Source organism: Nonlabens sp. Asnod3-H03 (assembly GCF_045063665.1).
In the GTDB taxonomy this organism is placed as follows: domain Bacteria; phylum Bacteroidota; class Bacteroidia; order Flavobacteriales; family Flavobacteriaceae; genus Nonlabens; species Nonlabens ulvanivorans.
Genome location: NZ_JBEFOD010000008.1, coordinates 748,030 through 767,153 on the forward strand (window position 1 = coordinate 748,030; position 19,124 = coordinate 767,153).

A 19,124-nucleotide genomic window follows, 5' to 3' on the forward strand; every position below is an offset into this window, starting at 1 on the left:
AATTAACTAGTATTCAATTAAAAAAGCCTGCAATATTGCAGGCTTTTTTAATTGAAAAAATGATACGTACTCTGTTTAATTAACGATAAGTTTTTCAGTTACAGTACCTGTAGCTGTAGAAATGTTTAAAAAGTACATTCCTTGTGCGACATTATTAAGATGAATAGAGTGTCTTTCTCCCGTATTGTTGAGTCTAGAACTTATCAGTTTACCAGTTACATCATAGATGCTGTAATCAAAAGCGTCTTTACCATTCCATGATAGTGTGAAGTCACCTTTTGACGGGTTAGGGAAAACTTTATAAGAATCTAAAAGTGTATTGCTATCGCTGCTTAATGTTCCAGTTACGACTACATTATCAAGGACTACACCTTCTTCAGTGACTGCTTGGTCAGAAATAAACACATATCGAAAAGTGATGTTACTCTCTGAATTAAATGGGCTCAAATCATAAGAATAGGTTTTCATAACGGCATCTGTTCCTGTCCATTGCGCTCCTACACAATTAAAGCAATTTACGCTATTGGGACTTCTGCTAGAATTATACCAGCCAGGATCAGTTGCGCTACCTAAAACATTCCAGTTACTGCCGCTATTGATGGTGTATTCTATATACATCAAATCCCAATCTTGTTCTAACTCAAATGCCATATCAAATTGTAGTGTAGGATTGATGACTCCATTGAGATCGTAACAGCCTGTATATAAATATGCTACTGTATCATTTGAGTGCTCACCAGTTAGATTAGTTCCATATACTTGTGTACCACTTACGGCTTGATTAAGAATAGGTCCTGCTGGTATGCCACGTTCCCATTGATTTGTTCCGCCAGTTTCATTAAAGGTTAATAGATTCCTATTTTCAAATTGGTGAATATCATTAATGACACCACTATTATTTTTAAGTATTGTTGTGGTTTCATTATTGTTACTGGCAAAAGCGTCATTTGTTGTATTCACCGTTACTGATATGTCGTTTGTACCTAGATTGAGTGACAATCCTGTTAGGCTTACGGTGGTTTGACTTTGTGCAGGTATTGCAGTGCTGTAAGTGCTACTAACAGAAGAACCACCATTAATAGTATAATCAAGGTTGAAACTATTTATAGCTGTTGTTCCTCCATTTTCAATTACAATATCAATGTCCGTATCTCCACAAGAAAAACCAGTATTGGAAGAGTTTATGCTTACCAATTCAATATCTGTAGGTGGTGGACCGGCAGTCACGGATGTTTGCCAGATACCTCTACCATAAGTCCCAGCAGTAAGAACATTGTCTACTCCATTGATTTCAAGATCTCTGATGTTTACATTTGGCAAATTGTTATTGAAAGTTGACCATTGAGCAGTCACGTCATCATATTTATAGACTCCGATGGTTGTTCCCAAAAATATTTCTCCATCTACACTCATCGGCAAACTTGCAATGGTATTTTTACCTAGGCTAGGTAGGTTTGCTGTTATATCCGTAAATGAGTTCCCTTGATTTATACTTTTATAAACTTTACCAAAAGTAAAGTCTGTAGAAACATAGACAATATTACTATCAATATTACTCACCTCTATAGATGAAATGTTTTGAGGAAAATTACTTATTGAGGTGAAGCTAGCGCCCGAATTTGTGCTACGGAATAATTCGCTATTTATAGAAATATATATGATGTTATCATTAAAAGGGTCTATTTCAATATTATCTATGTTAGAGCTAAAAGGAAAAGAAACTGCAACAAATGCACCTGATTGAACTTTATATAAAGCTCTATATCCAACATAAATCGTTCCTTGGCTATCAACCTTTAATGGCGTTATCCAATTACCACTTTCATTCGATGGTCCATTTATAGAGCCTTGTAAGCTATTCCCTCCATTACTAGTAAAATAAAGACCACCACCGTTTTGTGTGAACCCGTAACGTATATTTGAATCTAAAGGATCTATACCACCATCCATTCCGTCGGCACCATAAAAATTATTCCATTGATTACCGTTTCTGGCTTGTCCACCATTATCTTGTAATCCACCTATTACCTGTGCGCTAGATTGTGTGCTAACGGCTATTCTATAAAACTGCCCTATTTGTGCTCCAGCTGTTAAATCTGTAAAAGAACCACCATCATTATTACTTCTATAAATTCCGCCATCAGACATTACAAAAAGCTCGGCTCCAAATTGTCGAATCTGATGAATGTCTGCATGGGTATATGTGTTTCCTGTTGGATTGCTCCATGAGTTAATTTTTACAAATGAGTTTCCTCCGTTAACAGATTTCCAAATGTTTAAACAGCCTGAATATAAAACCTCAGCATTTGTAGGAGAAACTTCTAATGCTAAATCATAAAATCCTTGAGAACTTTCTAAAATATCTAATCCAAAATCTCTACGAACAAATGCTAAACCACTATCCGATGATCTATATAATCCTAATAAATTTGCATTACCATCAATCATTAAAAGATATACATAATTAGGGTTTGCGGGAGAAACACCTATTACACTTCTTCTCATACCGCTAGGCAATCCAGTAGAAGGTTGGGTAAATGATATTCCATTATCAGTAGATATAAAAAACGAATTATTAGTGCTGAGGTAGATAGTGTCTGGCGACCCAGGTTTTAGTTTGATGTTTTTTACATTAGCTACAAGATTTCTGGAAAAACTGACGCCACCGTCAACTGATCTATAAAAGCCAAGGTTAGAAGAGATGAATATTTTATTACTATCTCTAGGGTCTAGATACACTTCACTAATATTAGCATCATTACCACTAAAAGTAAGTCCCGTATTATTCCATGTTTGTCCACCATCGACGGATTTCAATAATCCTATACTACTTGAATCTCTTGCATCATCATCTCCAGTGCCTATATAAATAATATTGGAATTAGTAGGGTCTACAGCTATTGCACTTACTCCTATCTGGGATAAGAAATCTGAAATAGGTGTCCATGAAACTCCGGCATCAGTAGATTTCCATATTCCTCCACTTGGTGAACCTAAGTAATAAATATTTGGGTTGTTAGGGTCTATAGTCACCGTGTTTGCTCTACCAGTTCCTGTAGACCATGATCCTGTACCTTGTATAGAAAAGGGACCTATTGCACTCCAGTTAGAGTTGTCAGAAAGGCCACTTTTTCTAAAATCTCTTTCATTTAGAATTGTTTCCAGTTCTTCTGCTCCTTGTATCGTGCCATCTTCTTTCACATAGGCCTTTGCAGCATCTAGCCATCTCATGAATGGTTTGTAACCACTTCCTTTGGCGTTTTTATTATGCGTTTCCCAGTAAGCTTCACCTGCATCTTTAATGTCTTGGTAGGTGATTTCATTTTCAGATTTCTGTTCTCTTAATTGTTCCATCCATGGATTGTCGAGTCCAGGTTGTGCTGTGGTAAATACGAATCCTAAGAGAATTAGTAATGATAAAAACTTCATAAAATGGTTTTAATGGTGCCGCAATATAATGGACAGAGTTCACGATTCAATAACAACTTGTTAATTATGTCTTAATTTCTTAAAAAGCTGACAATAAATCGGAATAATTAATCGACGAATAGTGCGATATTAGGGCTTATTAGAAAAAATCAATCTCTTCTTATAGTTATTTAAATCAATAATGATGATCATTTTTCTATTAAGATATGGGTTAAAACTCCTTCTTTTTTAATAATTCTTTTTTGTAATTATTATCCCATTGTTTTTTAAGCTCTGTAAGTGAAGCTGCATTTTCATTAGGTACTGCTATAGAAAGGACATAATGTGCAATTTTGTAAACTCCATTTTCCTTTTTTAAAATTCCGCTACCACGGCATATTCCCATTTGAGTATCTAATAATTCGTCAAAATAAATCACACCATTGTGTTGATAAATGTGACGTTCCAGAGGTGTAAAAGACCAAGCCTTGCCTTTGTCAAAATACGGTTTTGAAAAAGTTTTAAACTCTTGTAGTTGCCAGTTTTCAGTTGCGTCAGTTCCAATAAAAACAGCATCACTGGTCATTAAACTAAAATAATCTTCATAGCTGGCCGTAGTAGCCGCATCGTGCCAGTCGTCTATTGTTCTATCTAACAGGTCAGTAGCAATATTTTTTTGAGAACCGCAAGAAGAAAGTATAATAACGGTTAAGAGTAGAAGTGTTTTTTTCATAGTTGTTAAAGGTAAAACAGAAAAAATAAAGTGATTCTAATGTAAGTAGATTTGCTCGATGCCTACAGTGTTCTTAAATTAGATGCATGGAAAAACATAGATGTGGCTGGTGTTTAGGAGATGACTTATATGAAGCATATCATGATCTGGAATGGGGAAAACCAGTATATGATGATCAGACACTTTTTGAGTTTCTTATTCTCGAAACTATGCAAGCTGGCTTGAGTTGGATTACTATCTTAAAAAAGCGTGCAAATTACTATGATGCATTAGATCAATTTGATGTTCAAAAAATTGCAAACTATAATCAGAATAAGCAGGATGAATTATTAATGAATGCTGGGATTATCCGCAATAAATTGAAAATCAAATCTATAATTACTAACGCTCAACTTTTTATGGAGATTCAAAAAGAATTTGGTAGTTTTTCTCAATACATATGGAATTATGTTGATGGTAAGCCTATTAAAAATCAAGTTTTAGATTACAAGACTGCACCGGCAAACACGGCACTTTCTGACCAGATCTCCAAAGATTTAAAAAAGAGAGGTTTTAAATTTGTAGGTTCTACAATTATGTACGCATTTATGCAGGCTACAGGAATGGTAAATGATCACGAGATAAATTGTCATCGATATGATGAGGTATAAAATTATACTCTTTTTAGTATTCGCTTTCGCGAAAGCGGAATTTACAATAGCTCAACAAGACGATAATTATAAAATTGAGCAAGAGGAACGAATTGATATTGAAGATTTTCCGGCAGGTGCGAGAAACCTCGTTTACACCATTAGTAAGGCGCGCAGGAAGATTAAATATTATAAAGAAACAGATGGCTCTTTAATTACCTATGAAGCTAAATACAAACTAAGTGGTTACAGATATAGTGTAGAGTGTGATCAAAAAGGTAATGTAATTGATATAGAGGTGCTTATTAAAAAAAGACAAATAGAGCCCAGCATTTTCACCATAATTACTGATAAGCTTAAGGGAATATCAACCCGTTTTAAAGTGGAAAAAATTCAAAAACAGTACGTTATAGATGATCAAGACGCCTTGCTAATATCTAATCGATTAGAAAATGATGATTTTGATAATTTTGAATTGATTGTTGCTTTTAAAGAAAATGATAAAATCTACCGTAAAGAATTACTTTTTAGTAAAGAAGGAATATTACTAAAGCATCGCGCAGTAAAAAAACTAAAATATGACTTCATACTATTTTAGGATTTTTGCCTTTTTGGTCATGCCGTTAATCTCAACAGCTCAAGTTGTAAATAATTATATTGTACAACCATCAATAAATGTGCGCTGGGATAATAGTGGTAGGTGGAAATTTAATTGTGCCTTAGAACATCGTAGTGTTGTTAATAATGGATGGAACGCCTTACATGTTCAAGCTGTGCAATTTGCCAGCTATGAAGTAGGTTTCTATTCACAGATAGGAATGGGCGTGATGTATCGAGAGCTTTTTGATGATCAACGTCCTGAAGAACTTAGACTTACAGAGCAGTTTGTCTATGCACGGAAATATAATAACCTCAAAATCGCTCATCGTTTGCGGTGGGATCAACGCATTAGAGGCGAAAATCTAACTTACCGATGGCGCTATCGACTTTCTGGATCCTTCCCGCTAAATGGTGCAACCGTTGATGCGACCGAATTTTACTTAACATCTAGCATAGAGACCATTTTTATTGCACAGGCAAATGAAAAGCCAGGATATGATCAAAGAGTAGCTATAGGCCTAGGTAGAGCACTGAGTAATAATATAAAATTACAGTTGGTAAATGAATATCGCTGGGAAAATTATACTAACCTTATAAATCGCTCTTTATTTATAAACTTGGGTGTTTTTTATTCTTTATAAATAGCTTAAAAAAACTTCGCGATCTATTTCAATAGCGCCTAAACTGTGTAAATGATCATTATATAGCTGTGCATCGATGAAATGGTAGTCTTTAGATTTAAGGGATTTCACTAAATGTAATAGAGCAATCTTACTAGCATCAGTTGCTAGATTAAACATAGATTCTCCACAAAAAATCTTTTTTTCAGGTAAATCAATTCCATATAAACCTCCTACTAATACGTCCTCTTTAAAAACCTCAATACTTTTTGCATGACCTAATTCATGCAATCTTGAGTATGAACTTATAAAATCATCATTTATCCAAGTTCCAGCTTCATCCTGACGCTTTACTAGGGCACAATGACGCATCACTTCTGTAAAGCAAGTATTTTCTTTAATTATATAACCTTTGTTGCGTTGACTTTGTTTTAATGACTTTGTGACTCTCATAGGTTCGTCACTTTGTAGGTCAAATACCATTCTAGGATCAGGGCTCCACCAGCAAATAGGGTCACCATCGCTATACCATGGAAAAATGCCTGACTGATATGCCAGTAGTAGTCTTTCTACACTTAAATCGCCACCTATAGCAAGTAAGCCATGGTCTGGAGCACTGCTAGGATGCGGAAAAATGAGATTATGATCTAGAGTTTGCACGATTTTAGACGATTAAGTTTGCAATTTGAGATAAAAATGTTAATCTTTGAGAAGCCTTCTTATCTAATTTATTTCATCATTGCTTTTTTTGAGTTTGTTTGAAGGCTAACCTATTAAGAAAGAAAATCCCAACTGTAATGGTTGGGATTTTTTAATTTATAGAGTTAGCTGATTCTTTTTTCAAAGCATAAACTGTTTAATGCATCTCTATAAGGTTCATAATTATCAATAATTTGATAACCATTACTTTTATATAAACCAATAGCTTCCAGCTGACGTGTGCCTGTTTCTAAAATACATCTATTGTAGGACAGTTCTTTAGTCCATTGTTCTATTTCTTTTAAAATACTAGATGCAACTCCCGTATTACGGAAACCGGTGACTGTATACATTCTTTTAACCTCTACGGTTTGAGAATCATATTCTTTAATCGCTCCACAACCGGCTAGAATAGAATCCCTGTAATAACAGAGAACGACATGTTTAATTTGGTTTAATTTATTAAACTGGTCATAGAATTCATGTTCTTCACCATCAGTAATAGCTAGATATGCATCTAATTCTTCAACTAACTTTTTAAAATCGATATTATGAGAATCAGTTCTTACTAATCTCATTTGTCTTTTTTTTAAAAAGGTAGGTCGTCGTGATCTTCATTTTTTGAATTTGAAATAGGATCAAATTCATCAAACGGCGGTATTTCCTGTGATGGTGCAGCTGGAGTAGCTCCTACACGTTCTATTCTCCATCCTACAATAGAGTTAAAATATTTAATCTCTCCTTGTGGGCTTTGCCATTCACGACCTCTCAAGTTGATACCTACTTTTACTGGTTCACCTACTTGAAAACTATCTAATAAGCTAGTTTTATCTTGAACAAATTCTAACATTAAATGCTGTGGATATTGTTCTTCAGTAGTGATAACTAGTTCACGTTTTTGAAATCCACTAGCACCAAAAGATTTGGTTTCACCTATTACTTTAATTTTTCCTTGTACTTCCATGTTATAATAATATAATTTTCCATGCGTCGATTATGTTGCCTTCTAGGATCAACTCTTGTGCACGTATATGTTTTTCTTTATTATCTAAAATTGATAATTTTTCCGCTTTCGCGTAAGCGATAACAGATTCTCTATCTGGTATAGCCTCAATATTCCCTAATTTTCCTAAATCGTTACCTGTGAGTATGGTACTATTTCTTGCGTGATCAGGTAGTGCGTCAACACCTACACCTAGCGTTGCCAATGGTTTAGGTACTTCAAACATCGCGTCTTTAGAACGGCAATACCAGTTGCCACCCATACGGGCAACCGTGTCGATTTTAACTTGGTCTATCTTACCATCTTCATCTAGGACCTTATCATTAACGTGAACCATGACTACCTCGCATATAATCAAATTACCAGCGCCACCTTCCTGTCCTAGCTCTACAATTTCTTTTACTTTACATTCAAATTGAACAGGACTTTCTGCAACTCGAGGTGGTGCAATCATGTCTGATGCTACTGCAGTTAAGCCAGATTTTACAAATTCATCAACATCAGCACCGTACTCAGTACTACTCAACGACATTTGTTGTACTATATCATAGTTTACTATATTGATAACGACCTCACCTGTTGCTCTAGCATTAATTAACGTATGCTTTATAGAATTATCTCTTACCCGACGTGCTGGTGAAAAAATCATGATGGGTGGATTTGCGCTAAAAACGTTGAAAAAAGAATAAGGCGATAAGTTTACATTACCATCCTCATCAATTGTACTCGCAAATGCTATAGGTCGAGGTTGTACCGCGCCCAGCATAACGCTGTGTAAATGAGCTGTTTTTGTATCTTTTGGATCTAGTTTCACCGTGATTTTTTAAGGATGGTAAAGGTATGGATTTTAAAGCGTTTATGTAAAGTAGAAATAAGAATTAAACAAGACCTTTTCCTTGATATCATAAAACCATGTTGAGCGCGTTTGACTTATTATACTATATTTAAATTTCTTAAAAGCTTTCATGAATTTTACAGCAAATCGTAATGTGTTGAGATGGGTGATCATAGCCTTTGCAATGATAATCACAGCTCTTATTCTTTGGAATACGTATGAGTTTTTTCAACAACTCAAAGAAAGTGAGCAAAAGAACATGAAAGAATACGAGATTGCCATTGATGATTTAGTCAATCAATCTTTAGAGGCCGAAATGGGAAATCTTGGGTCTACCGTGACAGAAAACACCACGACAATTCCTATGATAGAGGTAAATTATAAGGGCGATATGAAGGCTCGTAATTTACCAGAGCATATCATGAACGATACTATAAAATTAAGATCTTTAATTGCAGAGTACGCTTCTGAAAATGAGCCGATTCGTATTAACTATGATGGCGCGCCTTTTCAAACTATTTACTATGGTGAAAGTCCTATAATTACTAAAATGAAGTATTTCCCAATGGCTTTGTTGTTGATATTGGTGCTGTTCGGTGCGGTTATTTGGTTTTTCTATCGCTCTACAAAAGCAAGTGAGCAAAATAAACTCTGGGCCGGTATGGCTAAGGAAAGTGCTCACCAGATAGGAACACCGCTATCATCATTAGTAGGTTGGACCACATTACTTAAAGACACTGATGTCGACCCTAGTTATATAGCCGAAATGGAAAAAGATATCGTCAGGTTGCAAACCATTACAGAGCGATTTTCTAAAATAGGTTCGATCCCTACATTGTCTGAAATGGATATAGTAGATCAGACAGATAAAGCTGTTCATTATATTTCTTCACGCAGCTCAAAATTGGTAGTTTTTGACGTTGATTTACCTAGTCAACCGATTATGGTAAAACTTAATGAGCAACTATATGCTTGGGTTATTGAGAATTTAATAAAAAATGGTATTGATGCCATGAAAGGTAAAGGAGCTATAAAAGTTTATCTGCGTGCAGATGCTCATAAGGTTTTTATAACGGTTACTGATACAGGAAAGGGTATTCCTAAAAATCAATGGAATCAAGTTTTTACTCCAGGATTTACGACTAAAAAGAGAGGTTGGGGATTAGGTCTGTCTCTAGCGCATCGTATTATAAGAGATTATCATAAAGGCACGATTAGGGTTTCAGAGAGTAAAAAGGATAAGGGAACCACTTTTGAAATCATGATTAATAGATTAAAATAATCTACCTAGGTATAAATGTTATTTTGACGACAACAAAAGTTTAGGATTCTAAATTTTTTCATTCCTACTTCTTAACTTACTTTTGCTTATTCAAATTTATTCTAAATAAGCTTTGAGCGATACTATAGCACATCTAAAACGTGGCGAACAAGCCACAATCGTTTCCTTTAATGAGGAACAGGTACCTCTTAAACTCCTTGAAATGGGTTGCTTACCGGGTAATGTAGTGATGATGATGGAAAGTGCTCCTTTTCAAGATCCAATTTATCTTAATATAAATGGTACTTATCTGGCTATAAGGCGTGAAACTGCTCAGCAAATAATAGTGAAACGTCATGGGTAAATCGATTAATGTTTCACTTATAGGTAATCCTAACACAGGAAAAACATCCCTTTTTAACAGACTTACTGGTTTAAACCAAAAGGTAGGAAACTATCCAGGTATTACTGTAGAGAAAAAAGAAGGGATTTGTAAACTAGATCGCAGTTTAAAAGCTCATATACTAGATTTACCTGGTACTTACAGTCTCAATACCTCTAGTCTAGATGAAAGTGTCGTCGTTGAGACGTTGCTCAACAAAAACTCAAAAGACTATCCAGATGTTGCTGTGGTAGTTTCTGATATTGAGAATCTTAAACGTAATTTGCTTCTGTTTACACAGATTAAAGATCTAGAAATACCTACCATATTAGTTATTAATATGGCTGATCGCATGCAACGCAAGGCTATTTCTCTAGATATAGAATTAATGGAGCAAGAACTCAATACTCGTGTAGTGTTAGTGAGTGCTAGAAAAAATATAGGTGTCGATGACCTTAAAAAAGCTATTTCAGAATATAAAAACCTGAAATCTGTACCTTGTGTAAACGCCTCTACTATAGATCCAGAATATTTTGAAACTTTAAGAAAAGCCTATCCTAAACAGTCAATATATAAGTTATGGTTGGTGATTACTCAAGATGTAAATTTTGGTAAAATAGATAGGAATAGGGATTTAGAAGATTTAAAATCGAGTTCATTTGCTGTTAAGTCTGAAAGTGACTTAAAAAAAATGCAACACAAGGAAACAGTCGTTAGATACCAGTTTATCAATGGTCTATTGACTAAGGTATTGAATGTAGATAAATCGCAAGCAAAAGATTTAAGGACTAGATTAGATAGAGTTTTACTTCATAAAGTTTGGGGTTATCTTATTTTCTTTGTGATATTACTACTGATATTTCAAGCGATCTATGATTGGTCTACCTATCCTATGGACTGGATAGATACCTTTTTTGCAAAAGCAAGTTCATGGGCGCAAACATCGCTTCCTGAAGGTCCTTTTACTGATTTAATATCTGAAGGAATCATTCCAGGACTTGGCGGTATCGTCATATTCATTCCTCAAATAGCCTTTTTGTTTTTATTCATTGCCATCCTTGAAGAGAGTGGTTATATGAGTAGGGTAGTGTTCCTTATGGATCACATTATGAAAAAATTTGGCTTGAGTGGTAAGAGTGTCGTACCATTGGTATCTGGTACTGCTTGTGCCATACCTGCAGTTATGGCAACACGTAATATAGAGGACTGGAAAGAACGTTTAATTACCATCCTAGTTGTCCCTTTTACTACATGTTCTGCAAGATTACCGGTTTATTTAATAATTATAGCCTTAGTAATACCAGAGCAAGAAGTTTGGTGGATTTTCAATATGCAAGGGTTAACCTTGATGTTATTATATATGTTAGGATTTGGAGCAGCAATATTCTCTGCTTGGGTGCTTAATAAGATATTACCTATCAAGCGCAAAGCCTTTTTTGTAATGGAAATGCCTGCCTATAAGTTGCCCATGTTAAAAAATGTGGGTATCACAGTTCTTGAAAAAACGAAGAGTTTTGTATTAGGTGCAGGTAAGATAATTATGGCAATATCAGTGATTTTATGGTTGCTAGCTAGTCATGGAATCGGTGAGCAGTTTACTAATGCAGAAGAGATTGTTAAAGAGCAATATGCAGGTCAGAATTTATCAGAAGAAGAATTGACTAATAAGATAGCATCACAACAGTTAGAGCACAGTTTTATAGGCTATATAGGTAAAGGGATAGAGCCGGCAGTAAGACCACTAGGTTATGATTGGAAAATAGGTATCGCTATTGTAAGCTCATTTGCTGCAAGAGAGGTTTTTGTGGGTACACTTGCTACAATTTATAGTGTTGGAAGTGATGAAGAGGAGACAATTAAAAACCGTATGAGAGCCGAGGTTAATCCTATTCTAGGCGGACCGTTATTTAATTTTGCTAGTGGTATATCGTTATTGCTATTCTATGCATTTGCTATGCAATGTATGAGTACGCTAGCTATAGTAAAAAGAGAAACTAATAGCTGGAAATGGCCAGCTATACAATTTACAGCTATGACTGTTATAGCTTATTTTGCAGCTCTTGCAGCATATCAAATTCTCAAATAATGGAATTATTACAATATATATTAGTTGCAGTTGTCGTCTTAGTAGCACTAGGTTGGTTATTTAGAAAATCATTATTTCCATCTAAAAAAACGAGTGGCTGTGGTGATGGCAACTGCGGCTGTCATTAATTAAAACAGTAATAGAAATAAAAAAGCCCTTTCAATTTGAAAGGGCTTTTGAATACAAAAAAATATGACTTTATTACTGTACAACTCTTACGTTTACAGCATTCATTCCTTTTTTTCCTTCTTTTTCTTCATACTCAACGCGGTCACCTTCTCTTATCTCATCGATAAGTCCAGTTACATGCACGAAGCATTCGTTTTGTGATCCTTCTTCAACGATAAATCCAAATCCTTTAGACTCGTTGAAAAACTTTACAGTACCTTCTTTCATTGTAATAAAATGTAATAATTAATAATAACAAAGGTATAGGGATTATTATTTCTAAATTGTTAATACCCAGATTATTTTAGTTTTTTGAGTATTTATAGTAGCTTGCAGGCTACTTAGGTGTGCCTTTTAAATAAATATGACTGCCTTTAATTGATCTATCATACATAATTATACTGCCTGCCACCGCTACATTCAAGCTTTTAGGAGTATCAAACTTTATTAAATGATGAGATTTTTCAATAGCTTCATTAGTAAGTCCATGATCTTCAGCACCTAATAGATAAACACAATTACGAGGATGTTTAAATTTCTGAAGATCTATTGCTCTCTCGTCAAGCTCGACACCTATAATCATGGCGCCTTTAGGTAGGTGATTATAAAAATCTTCAAAAGTATCATAATGAAAATAAGGCATTGCTTTAACAATATCATGTGTGTCACAGGCCTGTTTTGTATATCTTTTTCCTACTGTAAATACAAAGCTAGCACCTAGATTTTGAGCACTACGCCATAAGACACCTAGGTTTTCAGGAGTTTTACCGTGCTGTATGCCTATACCAAAGTATCCTGGTTCTAATTGGTCTATTTTCATATGTAGATTATTTTACAGTGGTTGTAGCTTCTATTAAATACATGGCGAGACGCAACTTTCCATAACTGTATTTTCCATTGAATTTTTCAAATATGGGCTTGAGTGCATTCTCTTTCTCATAACTTTCATATAATGGTTCAATCTCTGCAAGTTCTTCTGGTGAAATATGTGCATTTAAATCAACATCTTTATGACTTACATATCGTTTCCCTAGATGAGATAGTATCGTGTCTACTTTAAGTGATCTAATTTCAGATATTTCTTCAAGTGTTTTTCCAGCCCAGTAGAGCTTTACACTTTCCATTACAGTGTCTTTTTTTGGACCGCTCTTTTTTTTCTTCTTAGGTTTTGAAATCACTACACGATATATAAAATCGCCCTCGCGCATCATTTTAAAACCTTGCGTGAGTTTTAAAAATGACTCTCCATAGGTATCTAACTTGTGTTTTCCGACACCAGTAATATCTTCAAACTCATCAATTGTTAGTGGAATTCTAGAGGCGATGTCTTTTAATGTGGCGTCACTAAAAACCATGTACGGTGCCAGATTCTCTTGGGACGCGATTTGCATTCTTAACTTGCGTAATCCTGCATACAAATCTTTATTAATATCACTAGGCAAGGCTTCTTGTGCTGCTTTGGCATTTCTTGCAGCAAGCTCTTCGGGTTTAGGGATAACAGCTAGTTGTACTTTTTGTTTTTCAAAAAGTACAGCTTGTGCCTGTGGCGTTAATTTAAGATGGTTAAATTCATGAAAGGCGATCTCTAGCAATCCTTGATTAATCATTTGTATGATATATTGTTGCCAGTTATTCCATGATATATCACGTCCTGCGCCATAAGTTTTTATAGATTGAAAACCGCTATCGATCACACTTGCATTTTGTGCACCACGCAATACATCGATTAATAAATTGAGTGATGCCCTTTCTTTCATTCTATAAACAGCACTTAGCGCTTTTTGAGTTATTAATGTTGCATCAAAGAAGTCTGGTTTATTAAGGCATACGTCACAGTTACCGCAATCATTTTCTAGATATTCATTAAAATAAGATAGTAACATACGACGGCGACAGGTGAGTGCTTCGGCAAATTGTTTCATGCGCTCTAGCTTTGCAATTTGCACTTCACTATTACCACTATCTCCTGCAAAATTGCGCAGTTGAATCATGTCTGCATAGCTATGGAATAGTAGGGCATGAGCATCAATACCATCGCGCCCAGCACGACCGATTTCTTGATAATATCCTTCAATGTTTTTAGGCATATTATAATGAATCACAAATCGCACATTAGATTTGTCTATTCCCATACCGAATGCGATGGTCGCACATACTATCTTAATTTCATCTTTAATGAATTGTTCTTGTACGCTTTCGCGAAAGCGATGTTCTAACCCAGCGTGGTAAGCAGCAGCAGAAAAACCTAGACTGGACAGCTTATCTGCTAGTTTTTCACATGATTTTCTACTCAAGCAGTAAATAATACCAGAGTCGTCTTTATACTTTTTAAGAAAACGACGAACTTGAGCTAACCGGTCGTTACCAGGTCGTACTTCTAGAGTTAAATTAGGTCTATCAAAGGATGCTACATATTCCTGAGCGTGAGATATGGCAAGTTGCTTTTTAATATCGGCACGTGTAGCGCGATCTGCAGTAGCGGTTAGTGCTATTAAACTAGCCTGTGGAAACGATTGTTTAAGATAAGCCAGTTGTGTGTATGCTGGTCTAAAATCATGACCCCATGTAGAGATACAATGTGCTTCATCTATCGCAATTAAAGAGACGTCTGTAGGCTTTAAATGTTGTAATAAAAGTTGAATACTTTCTGGTGCTACATAAAGTAATTTTAGTTGATTCTCTTTTAATAGTTGTAGCATCTCTTGCTGCTCTGTACCGACTTGAGAGCTGTTAAAATAACCAGCTGTAATGCCATTTGCTCTTAGAGAATCAACTTGATCCTTCATTAAAGCAATAAGTGGAGAAACGACTAAGGTGATACCATCTAGCATTAATGATGGTAACTGGAAACACATAGACTTACCACCACCAGTAGGCATAACAACCATCAGGTCTTTGTGTTCAAGAACATCATTTATAATTTGTTCTTGTAAAGGTCGGAAACTGTCGTAACCGAAATGCTTTTTAAGTAAATCGTGTTTGTTCATTAAAATTAGTTTGTATGGCTTATAAAATCTTAGGCGACAAATTTATTCTATTTTAGCAAAGCATACAATTAGACAAATGTTGAAAATGAAAGGATTACTAGCATTCTTATTGATTTTAGTGACAGCCTTGTGCGAGGCACAAGATCTTAATAATTATAAATATGTTATTGTGGATAATCAATATGATTTCCAACAAGAACCCAATGAATATCGACTCAATGAGATGATGGTATTTGAGATAAAAAAACGAGAAATTAGTGCTTTCTTGGCTGATGATGTCTTGCCAAATGATTTGAATGAGACTGGTTGTAATGCACTTTCCTTAAAAGTTGAAACGAGATCTGGTTTACGGGTTAAGATGATTTTTGAATTTGTAAATTGTAATGGCATTACCGTATTTGAAACTAAAGAAGGAATAGGTCGGACAAAGAATTTTGAAAAAGCATATCGAGAAGCCGTACGAGATGCGATGACATCACTGGATGGTCTTAATTATTCTTAAGCTGCTTCATTAGATGATCGTCCATCTGGCATAGAAACACCTATTCAAGTCATGCAACCTAGCGCTGTAAAACCATCATTAGAGATTACACCATCAAATGGAGTTGAGAAAGATGAGCCTCAAACGATTCCAAGACCTGAAATGGTTGAGTTAATAGATGATGAAGGTTACACTACTAACTCCAAAGAATATAAAATTCATTCTACAGATTCTGGATACAATATGTATAAAAACAACAGTCTCATCGGAACACTTAAAAAGAGTGCTTCAGGCTGTTACCTTACAGTAACTACTGAGTTTATTGGGATAGGTTATAAAAAAGAGAATACCATTATTATCGAGTATGATAAAAATGGTATTCAGTTTCTTGTTTTCCAAAAGAAATAAGGAGACTAAACGTGTTTCCCTACTTCAAAACCATGTTTACCTAGATACTGATCACCACTATCTATTGCATCTTGTTCTAGAGTTGTTCCCATAGAATCGTTCCATCTATTAAGATAACCGAATAAAGAAATTACACCTAGCATTTCTACAATCTCTCCTTCATCCCAATGTTGGTGTAATCGATCTTGTATGTCTTGATTTACGGCGTTAGGCACTTGACTAGCGGCTAGTGAGAAATCTAGTGCAGCACGTTCAGCATCATTAAAAGCTGCATGCGTTCGGTATTCCCATATGTTATCAAGTTGTTCTTGCTCTGCTCCATAACGTTCTGCAGCTCTTATGGCGTGCGCTTGACAATATCTGCAACCTGTTGCATTACTAGAAACCCAAGCAATCATACGTTTTAAAGCGCTAGTCACACGACCTTCATTTGCCATAACTGCTTTATTAAGATTGATAAATGCTTTTGAGATTGCTGGTCTGCGCTGCATGGTCAGTACAGAATTAGGACAAAAACCTAAGGTTTCATTAAAAAAGGCAGCTAGTTCACGTGTTTCAGGATCATGACTAGCGTCTAATGGAGTTACTAATGGCATATTAAAAATTGTAAGTTCTAGGGCAAGTTAATAATTATCTATCACAGAAATTGTGATACTAAGAACCAAATCATATTTTGGTATTACATTTGAAACTATGCGCTGGACCTTAAAACCTCAACCCGATATAGCAACACAAGAGAAACTGGCTCAAGAGCTAGGTATAGACTCTTTTCTTGCTGGTTTGCTGGTGCAACGTGGTGTGGACGCTTTCGCGAAAGCGAAATCCTTTTTCAGACCAGATCTTAATGAATTACATGATCCTTTTTTAATGAAGGATATGGATGTGGCTGTAAAACGCATCCAAAAAGCCATAGGGAATAATGAGAATATATTAGTTTATGGGGATTATGACGTTGACGGAACTACTAGTGTTGCATTAATGTCTACCTTTTTATTGAGTTTTTATGATCGAGTAGCTACTTACATACCAGATCGATATGGTGAAGGTTATGGAGTGAGTTATCAAGGAATAGATTTTGCCGCAGATAATGATTTTTCTCTAATTATAGCACTGGATTGTGGTGTGAAAGCTATTGATAAAGTTGCATATGCAAGTGAAAAAGGCATTGATTTTATAATTTGTGACCACCATAGACCTGGAAAGCAATTACCAGTGGCTGTTGCTGTTCTAGACCCTAAGCGTAATGATTGTTCTTATCCATTTGATGAGTTGTGTGGTTGTGGTGTTGGATTTAAATTGTGTCAGGCGCTGGTAGAGGCAAATGATTGGGATTTTAATATTTTAATTCCGTATTTAGATTTAGTTGCTACGGCTATAGGTGCAGATATAGTTCCTATAGTAGATGAAAATAGAATATTAGCTTATCACGGATTGAATGTGATTAATACGAGCCCACGTGCTGGTTTTAAAGCAGTCATTCATCAATTAAAGAAAGATACTTTAACAATTACTGATGTTGTTTTTATTATAGCACCACGCATCAATGCGGCTGGTAGAATGAAACACGCTCTACATGCGGTGGAGTTAATGGTGACTGATGATTTTAAAGAGGCACAACGTATTGCCGCAGAAATTGAAGAGTATAATGCAGATAGACGAGAGGCAGATCAGTCGATAACAGAAGAGGCAAAACAGCAAATTATTAATAATAAAGAGGAAGAACTTTTTACTACTGTAGTCTTTCAGGAAGACTGGCACAAAGGAGTCATAGGGATAGTTGCGTCTCGATTAATTGAAACTTATTACAGACCTACTCTAGTCTTTACAAAAAGCGGTGAGTATCTAGCAGCTAGCGCACGTAGTGTAAGCGGTTTTGATGTGTATAACGCGCTTGAGCAATGTAGTGAGTTTATAGAGCAGTTTGGTGGTCATAAATATGCTGCTGGTTTAACATTAAAACCTGAAAATTATCGTTCTTTTAAGGCTCGATTTGAAGAGGTAGTTTGTGCTACTATTGAAAAGCAACACCTGACACCAGAAATAAAAATTGATGCGATATTACCACTGGGAAGTATAACGCCGAAATTTTATCGAATTTTACAACAAATGGCACCATATGGGCCGAGTAATATGCGACCTGTTTTTATGACTGAAAAGGTTATGGATACAGGATATGGTAAGTGCGTAGGGAAAGCAGAAGATCATTTAAAGATCAAAGTGGTAAAAAAACAGAATGATAGACATGCCATTGATGCTATAGGTTTTAATCTGGGTAAAAAGATTGACCTTATAAAAAGCGATGACAAATTTGATATTGCTTATACCATTAGTGAGAACGAATGGAATGGTAATGTTACTTTACAATTAATGCTTAAAGATATTAAAGCTTAATAGTTGAGCATGTTTACCAGGTGATCTAATCTCAAAGGCTTTTTGTTTAAAGAGTAAAGAGGTGCTGTTTCAGCAAATTTTTTAAGATCTTTTTCTGAGTATTTTTCACTAGTCATGTGAAATTTCAAATTGAGTTTTCCTTTTTGCTCTATTATTTTATTAGATACTTTTTTAATTAATTTCCATCCATTTACAGCGTTCGTTTTATTCTCTGTAATGATATGAATAGAATCAGTTGAATCACTTTTATCCAGTTCTTCTAAACTTTCTAAGGCCTCTTTATTATTTGAAAAAACATGAATATCTTTTGATAATTCATTTAACTCTAGCATCGTTTTAATAATGTATGAGTCGATAGGATTATCATCTATGATCCAAATTTTAGAAGTCTTCATAATATTTTATTTTCAGAGATCTAAAGTTGCGATTTATT

Annotated in this window: 20 protein-coding genes; 9 read left to right on the forward strand and 11 right to left on the reverse strand. The window is 35.2% G+C overall.

Features of this window, described 5'->3' with window-relative positions; genetic code table 11:
* Positions 1 to 75: 75 nt before the first annotated feature.
* Both ACJJVI_RS06620 and ACJJVI_RS06625 read right to left on the reverse strand, forming a co-directional pair.
* Positions 76 to 3,429, reverse strand: a complete 3,354-nt coding sequence (locus tag ACJJVI_RS06620) for a T9SS type A sorting domain-containing protein (RefSeq protein ID WP_405351109.1) — start codon at positions 3,427 to 3,429, stop codon at positions 76 to 78.
* A gap of 211 nt (positions 3,430 to 3,640) precedes the next feature.
* Positions 3,641 to 4,141, reverse strand: coding sequence for a nuclear transport factor 2 family protein (locus ACJJVI_RS06625; RefSeq protein ID WP_405351111.1), 501 nt, complete (start codon positions 4,139 to 4,141; stop codon positions 3,641 to 3,643).
* 86 nt (positions 4,142 to 4,227) lie between these two features.
* Here ACJJVI_RS06625 and ACJJVI_RS06630 point away from each other — a divergent pair, with 86 nt between their 5' ends.
* Genes ACJJVI_RS06630 through ACJJVI_RS06640 form a run of 3 tightly spaced genes read left to right on the forward strand, consistent with a single transcriptional unit; the run spans position 4,228 to position 6,011 of the window.
* Positions 4,228 to 4,791 (forward strand): DNA-3-methyladenine glycosylase I, encoded by a 564-nt coding sequence (locus ACJJVI_RS06630; RefSeq protein ID WP_042269410.1) that lies wholly within the window; start codon positions 4,228 to 4,230, stop codon positions 4,789 to 4,791.
* Positions 4,778 to 5,368, forward strand: coding sequence for a hypothetical protein (locus ACJJVI_RS06635; protein ID WP_405351113.1), 591 nt, complete (start codon positions 4,778 to 4,780; stop codon positions 5,366 to 5,368). Before ACJJVI_RS06630 ends, ACJJVI_RS06635 begins: the two co-directional genes overlap by 14 nt.
* Entirely contained in the window at positions 5,349 to 6,011 is a 663-nt protein-coding gene (locus ACJJVI_RS06640; protein WP_042269414.1) for a DUF2490 domain-containing protein, read from the forward strand. Before ACJJVI_RS06635 ends, ACJJVI_RS06640 begins: the two co-directional genes overlap by 20 nt.
* On the opposite strand, the gene aat is transcribed toward ACJJVI_RS06640, so the two are convergent.
* The 4 genes from aat to ACJJVI_RS06660 form a co-directional block, all read right to left on the reverse strand.
* Positions 6,006 to 6,650 carry a leucyl/phenylalanyl-tRNA--protein transferase gene (aat, locus tag ACJJVI_RS06645; protein ID WP_405351115.1) on the reverse strand — a complete coding sequence of 215 codons (645 nt, stop codon included), beginning with the start codon at positions 6,648 to 6,650 and terminating at the stop codon, positions 6,006 to 6,008. The genes ACJJVI_RS06640 and aat overlap by 6 nt on opposite strands.
* Positions 6,651 to 6,814: 164 nt before the next feature.
* Complete coding sequence (locus tag ACJJVI_RS06650) at positions 6,815 to 7,267, reverse strand: GNAT family N-acetyltransferase (protein ID WP_405351117.1); 453 nt, start codon at positions 7,265 to 7,267, stop codon at positions 6,815 to 6,817.
* A gap of 11 nt (positions 7,268 to 7,278) precedes the next feature.
* The gene (locus ACJJVI_RS06655; protein ID WP_036582897.1) at positions 7,279 to 7,653 is read right to left on the reverse strand and encodes a DUF3127 domain-containing protein; all 375 of its coding nucleotides are present in this window, start codon (positions 7,651 to 7,653) and stop codon (positions 7,279 to 7,281) included.
* A gap of 1 nt (position 7,654) precedes the next feature.
* On the reverse strand, positions 7,655 to 8,506 hold the full coding sequence (locus ACJJVI_RS06660; protein WP_397302688.1) for a flavin reductase family protein: 852 nt from the start codon (positions 8,504 to 8,506) through the stop codon (positions 7,655 to 7,657).
* A 151-nt stretch (positions 8,507 to 8,657) separates the two neighbouring features.
* Between ACJJVI_RS06660 and ACJJVI_RS06665 the strand changes: the two genes are divergently transcribed.
* The 3 genes from ACJJVI_RS06665 to feoB all read left to right on the forward strand — a co-directional run bounded on the left by ACJJVI_RS06665 (position 8,658) and on the right by feoB (position 12,256).
* Positions 8,658 to 9,809 (forward strand): HAMP domain-containing sensor histidine kinase, encoded by a 1,152-nt coding sequence (locus ACJJVI_RS06665; protein ID WP_348021967.1) that lies wholly within the window; start codon positions 8,658 to 8,660, stop codon positions 9,807 to 9,809.
* 112 nt (positions 9,810 to 9,921) lie between these two features.
* Positions 9,922 to 10,152, forward strand: a complete 231-nt coding sequence (locus ACJJVI_RS06670) for a FeoA family protein (RefSeq protein WP_036582889.1) — start codon at positions 9,922 to 9,924, stop codon at positions 10,150 to 10,152.
* A complete protein-coding gene (feoB, locus tag ACJJVI_RS06675) occupies positions 10,145 to 12,256 on the forward strand; it encodes a ferrous iron transport protein B (protein WP_317290593.1) in 2,112 nt (703 codons plus the stop codon). Before ACJJVI_RS06670 ends, feoB begins: the two co-directional genes overlap by 8 nt.
* Positions 12,257 to 12,457: 201 nt before the next feature.
* Here the strand turns inward: feoB and ACJJVI_RS06680 are convergent, their stop codons facing one another.
* The 3 genes from ACJJVI_RS06680 to recQ all read right to left on the reverse strand — a co-directional run bounded on the left by ACJJVI_RS06680 (position 12,458) and on the right by recQ (position 15,411).
* On the reverse strand, positions 12,458 to 12,652 hold the full coding sequence (locus tag ACJJVI_RS06680; protein ID WP_036582883.1) for a cold-shock protein: 195 nt from the start codon (positions 12,650 to 12,652) through the stop codon (positions 12,458 to 12,460).
* A 109-nt stretch (positions 12,653 to 12,761) separates the two neighbouring features.
* The gene (locus ACJJVI_RS06685) at positions 12,762 to 13,244 is read right to left on the reverse strand and encodes an RNA methyltransferase (RefSeq protein WP_042269416.1); all 483 of its coding nucleotides are present in this window, start codon (positions 13,242 to 13,244) and stop codon (positions 12,762 to 12,764) included.
* Positions 13,245 to 13,251: 7 nt separating this feature from the next.
* Positions 13,252 to 15,411: a DNA helicase RecQ gene (recQ, locus tag ACJJVI_RS06690; RefSeq protein ID WP_405351121.1), complete on the reverse strand. Its 2,160-nt coding sequence runs from the start codon at positions 15,409 to 15,411 to the stop codon at positions 13,252 to 13,254.
* A gap of 85 nt (positions 15,412 to 15,496) precedes the next feature.
* Here recQ and ACJJVI_RS06695 point away from each other — a divergent pair, with 85 nt between their 5' ends.
* A complete protein-coding gene (locus ACJJVI_RS06695) occupies positions 15,497 to 15,913 on the forward strand; it encodes a hypothetical protein (RefSeq protein WP_152556224.1) in 417 nt (138 codons plus the stop codon).
* 51 nt (positions 15,914 to 15,964) lie between these two features.
* Complete coding sequence (locus ACJJVI_RS06700; RefSeq protein ID WP_042269421.1) at positions 15,965 to 16,300, forward strand: hypothetical protein; 336 nt, start codon at positions 15,965 to 15,967, stop codon at positions 16,298 to 16,300.
* A gap of 5 nt (positions 16,301 to 16,305) precedes the next feature.
* Here the strand turns inward: ACJJVI_RS06700 and ACJJVI_RS06705 are convergent, their stop codons facing one another.
* On the reverse strand, positions 16,306 to 16,896 hold the full coding sequence (locus ACJJVI_RS06705) for a carboxymuconolactone decarboxylase family protein (RefSeq protein ID WP_006796605.1): 591 nt from the start codon (positions 16,894 to 16,896) through the stop codon (positions 16,306 to 16,308).
* A 97-nt stretch (positions 16,897 to 16,993) separates the two neighbouring features.
* On the opposite strand from ACJJVI_RS06705, the gene recJ reads away from it, so the two are divergent.
* On the forward strand, positions 16,994 to 18,691 hold the full coding sequence (gene recJ / locus ACJJVI_RS06710) for a single-stranded-DNA-specific exonuclease RecJ (protein ID WP_405351123.1): 1,698 nt from the start codon (positions 16,994 to 16,996) through the stop codon (positions 18,689 to 18,691).
* Here recJ and ACJJVI_RS06715 read toward each other — a convergent pair.
* Positions 18,688 to 19,086 (reverse strand): response regulator, encoded by a 399-nt coding sequence (locus ACJJVI_RS06715; RefSeq protein ID WP_036582871.1) that lies wholly within the window; start codon positions 19,084 to 19,086, stop codon positions 18,688 to 18,690. The genes recJ and ACJJVI_RS06715 overlap by 4 nt on opposite strands.
* Between the last annotated feature and the right edge of the window lie 38 nt (positions 19,087 to 19,124).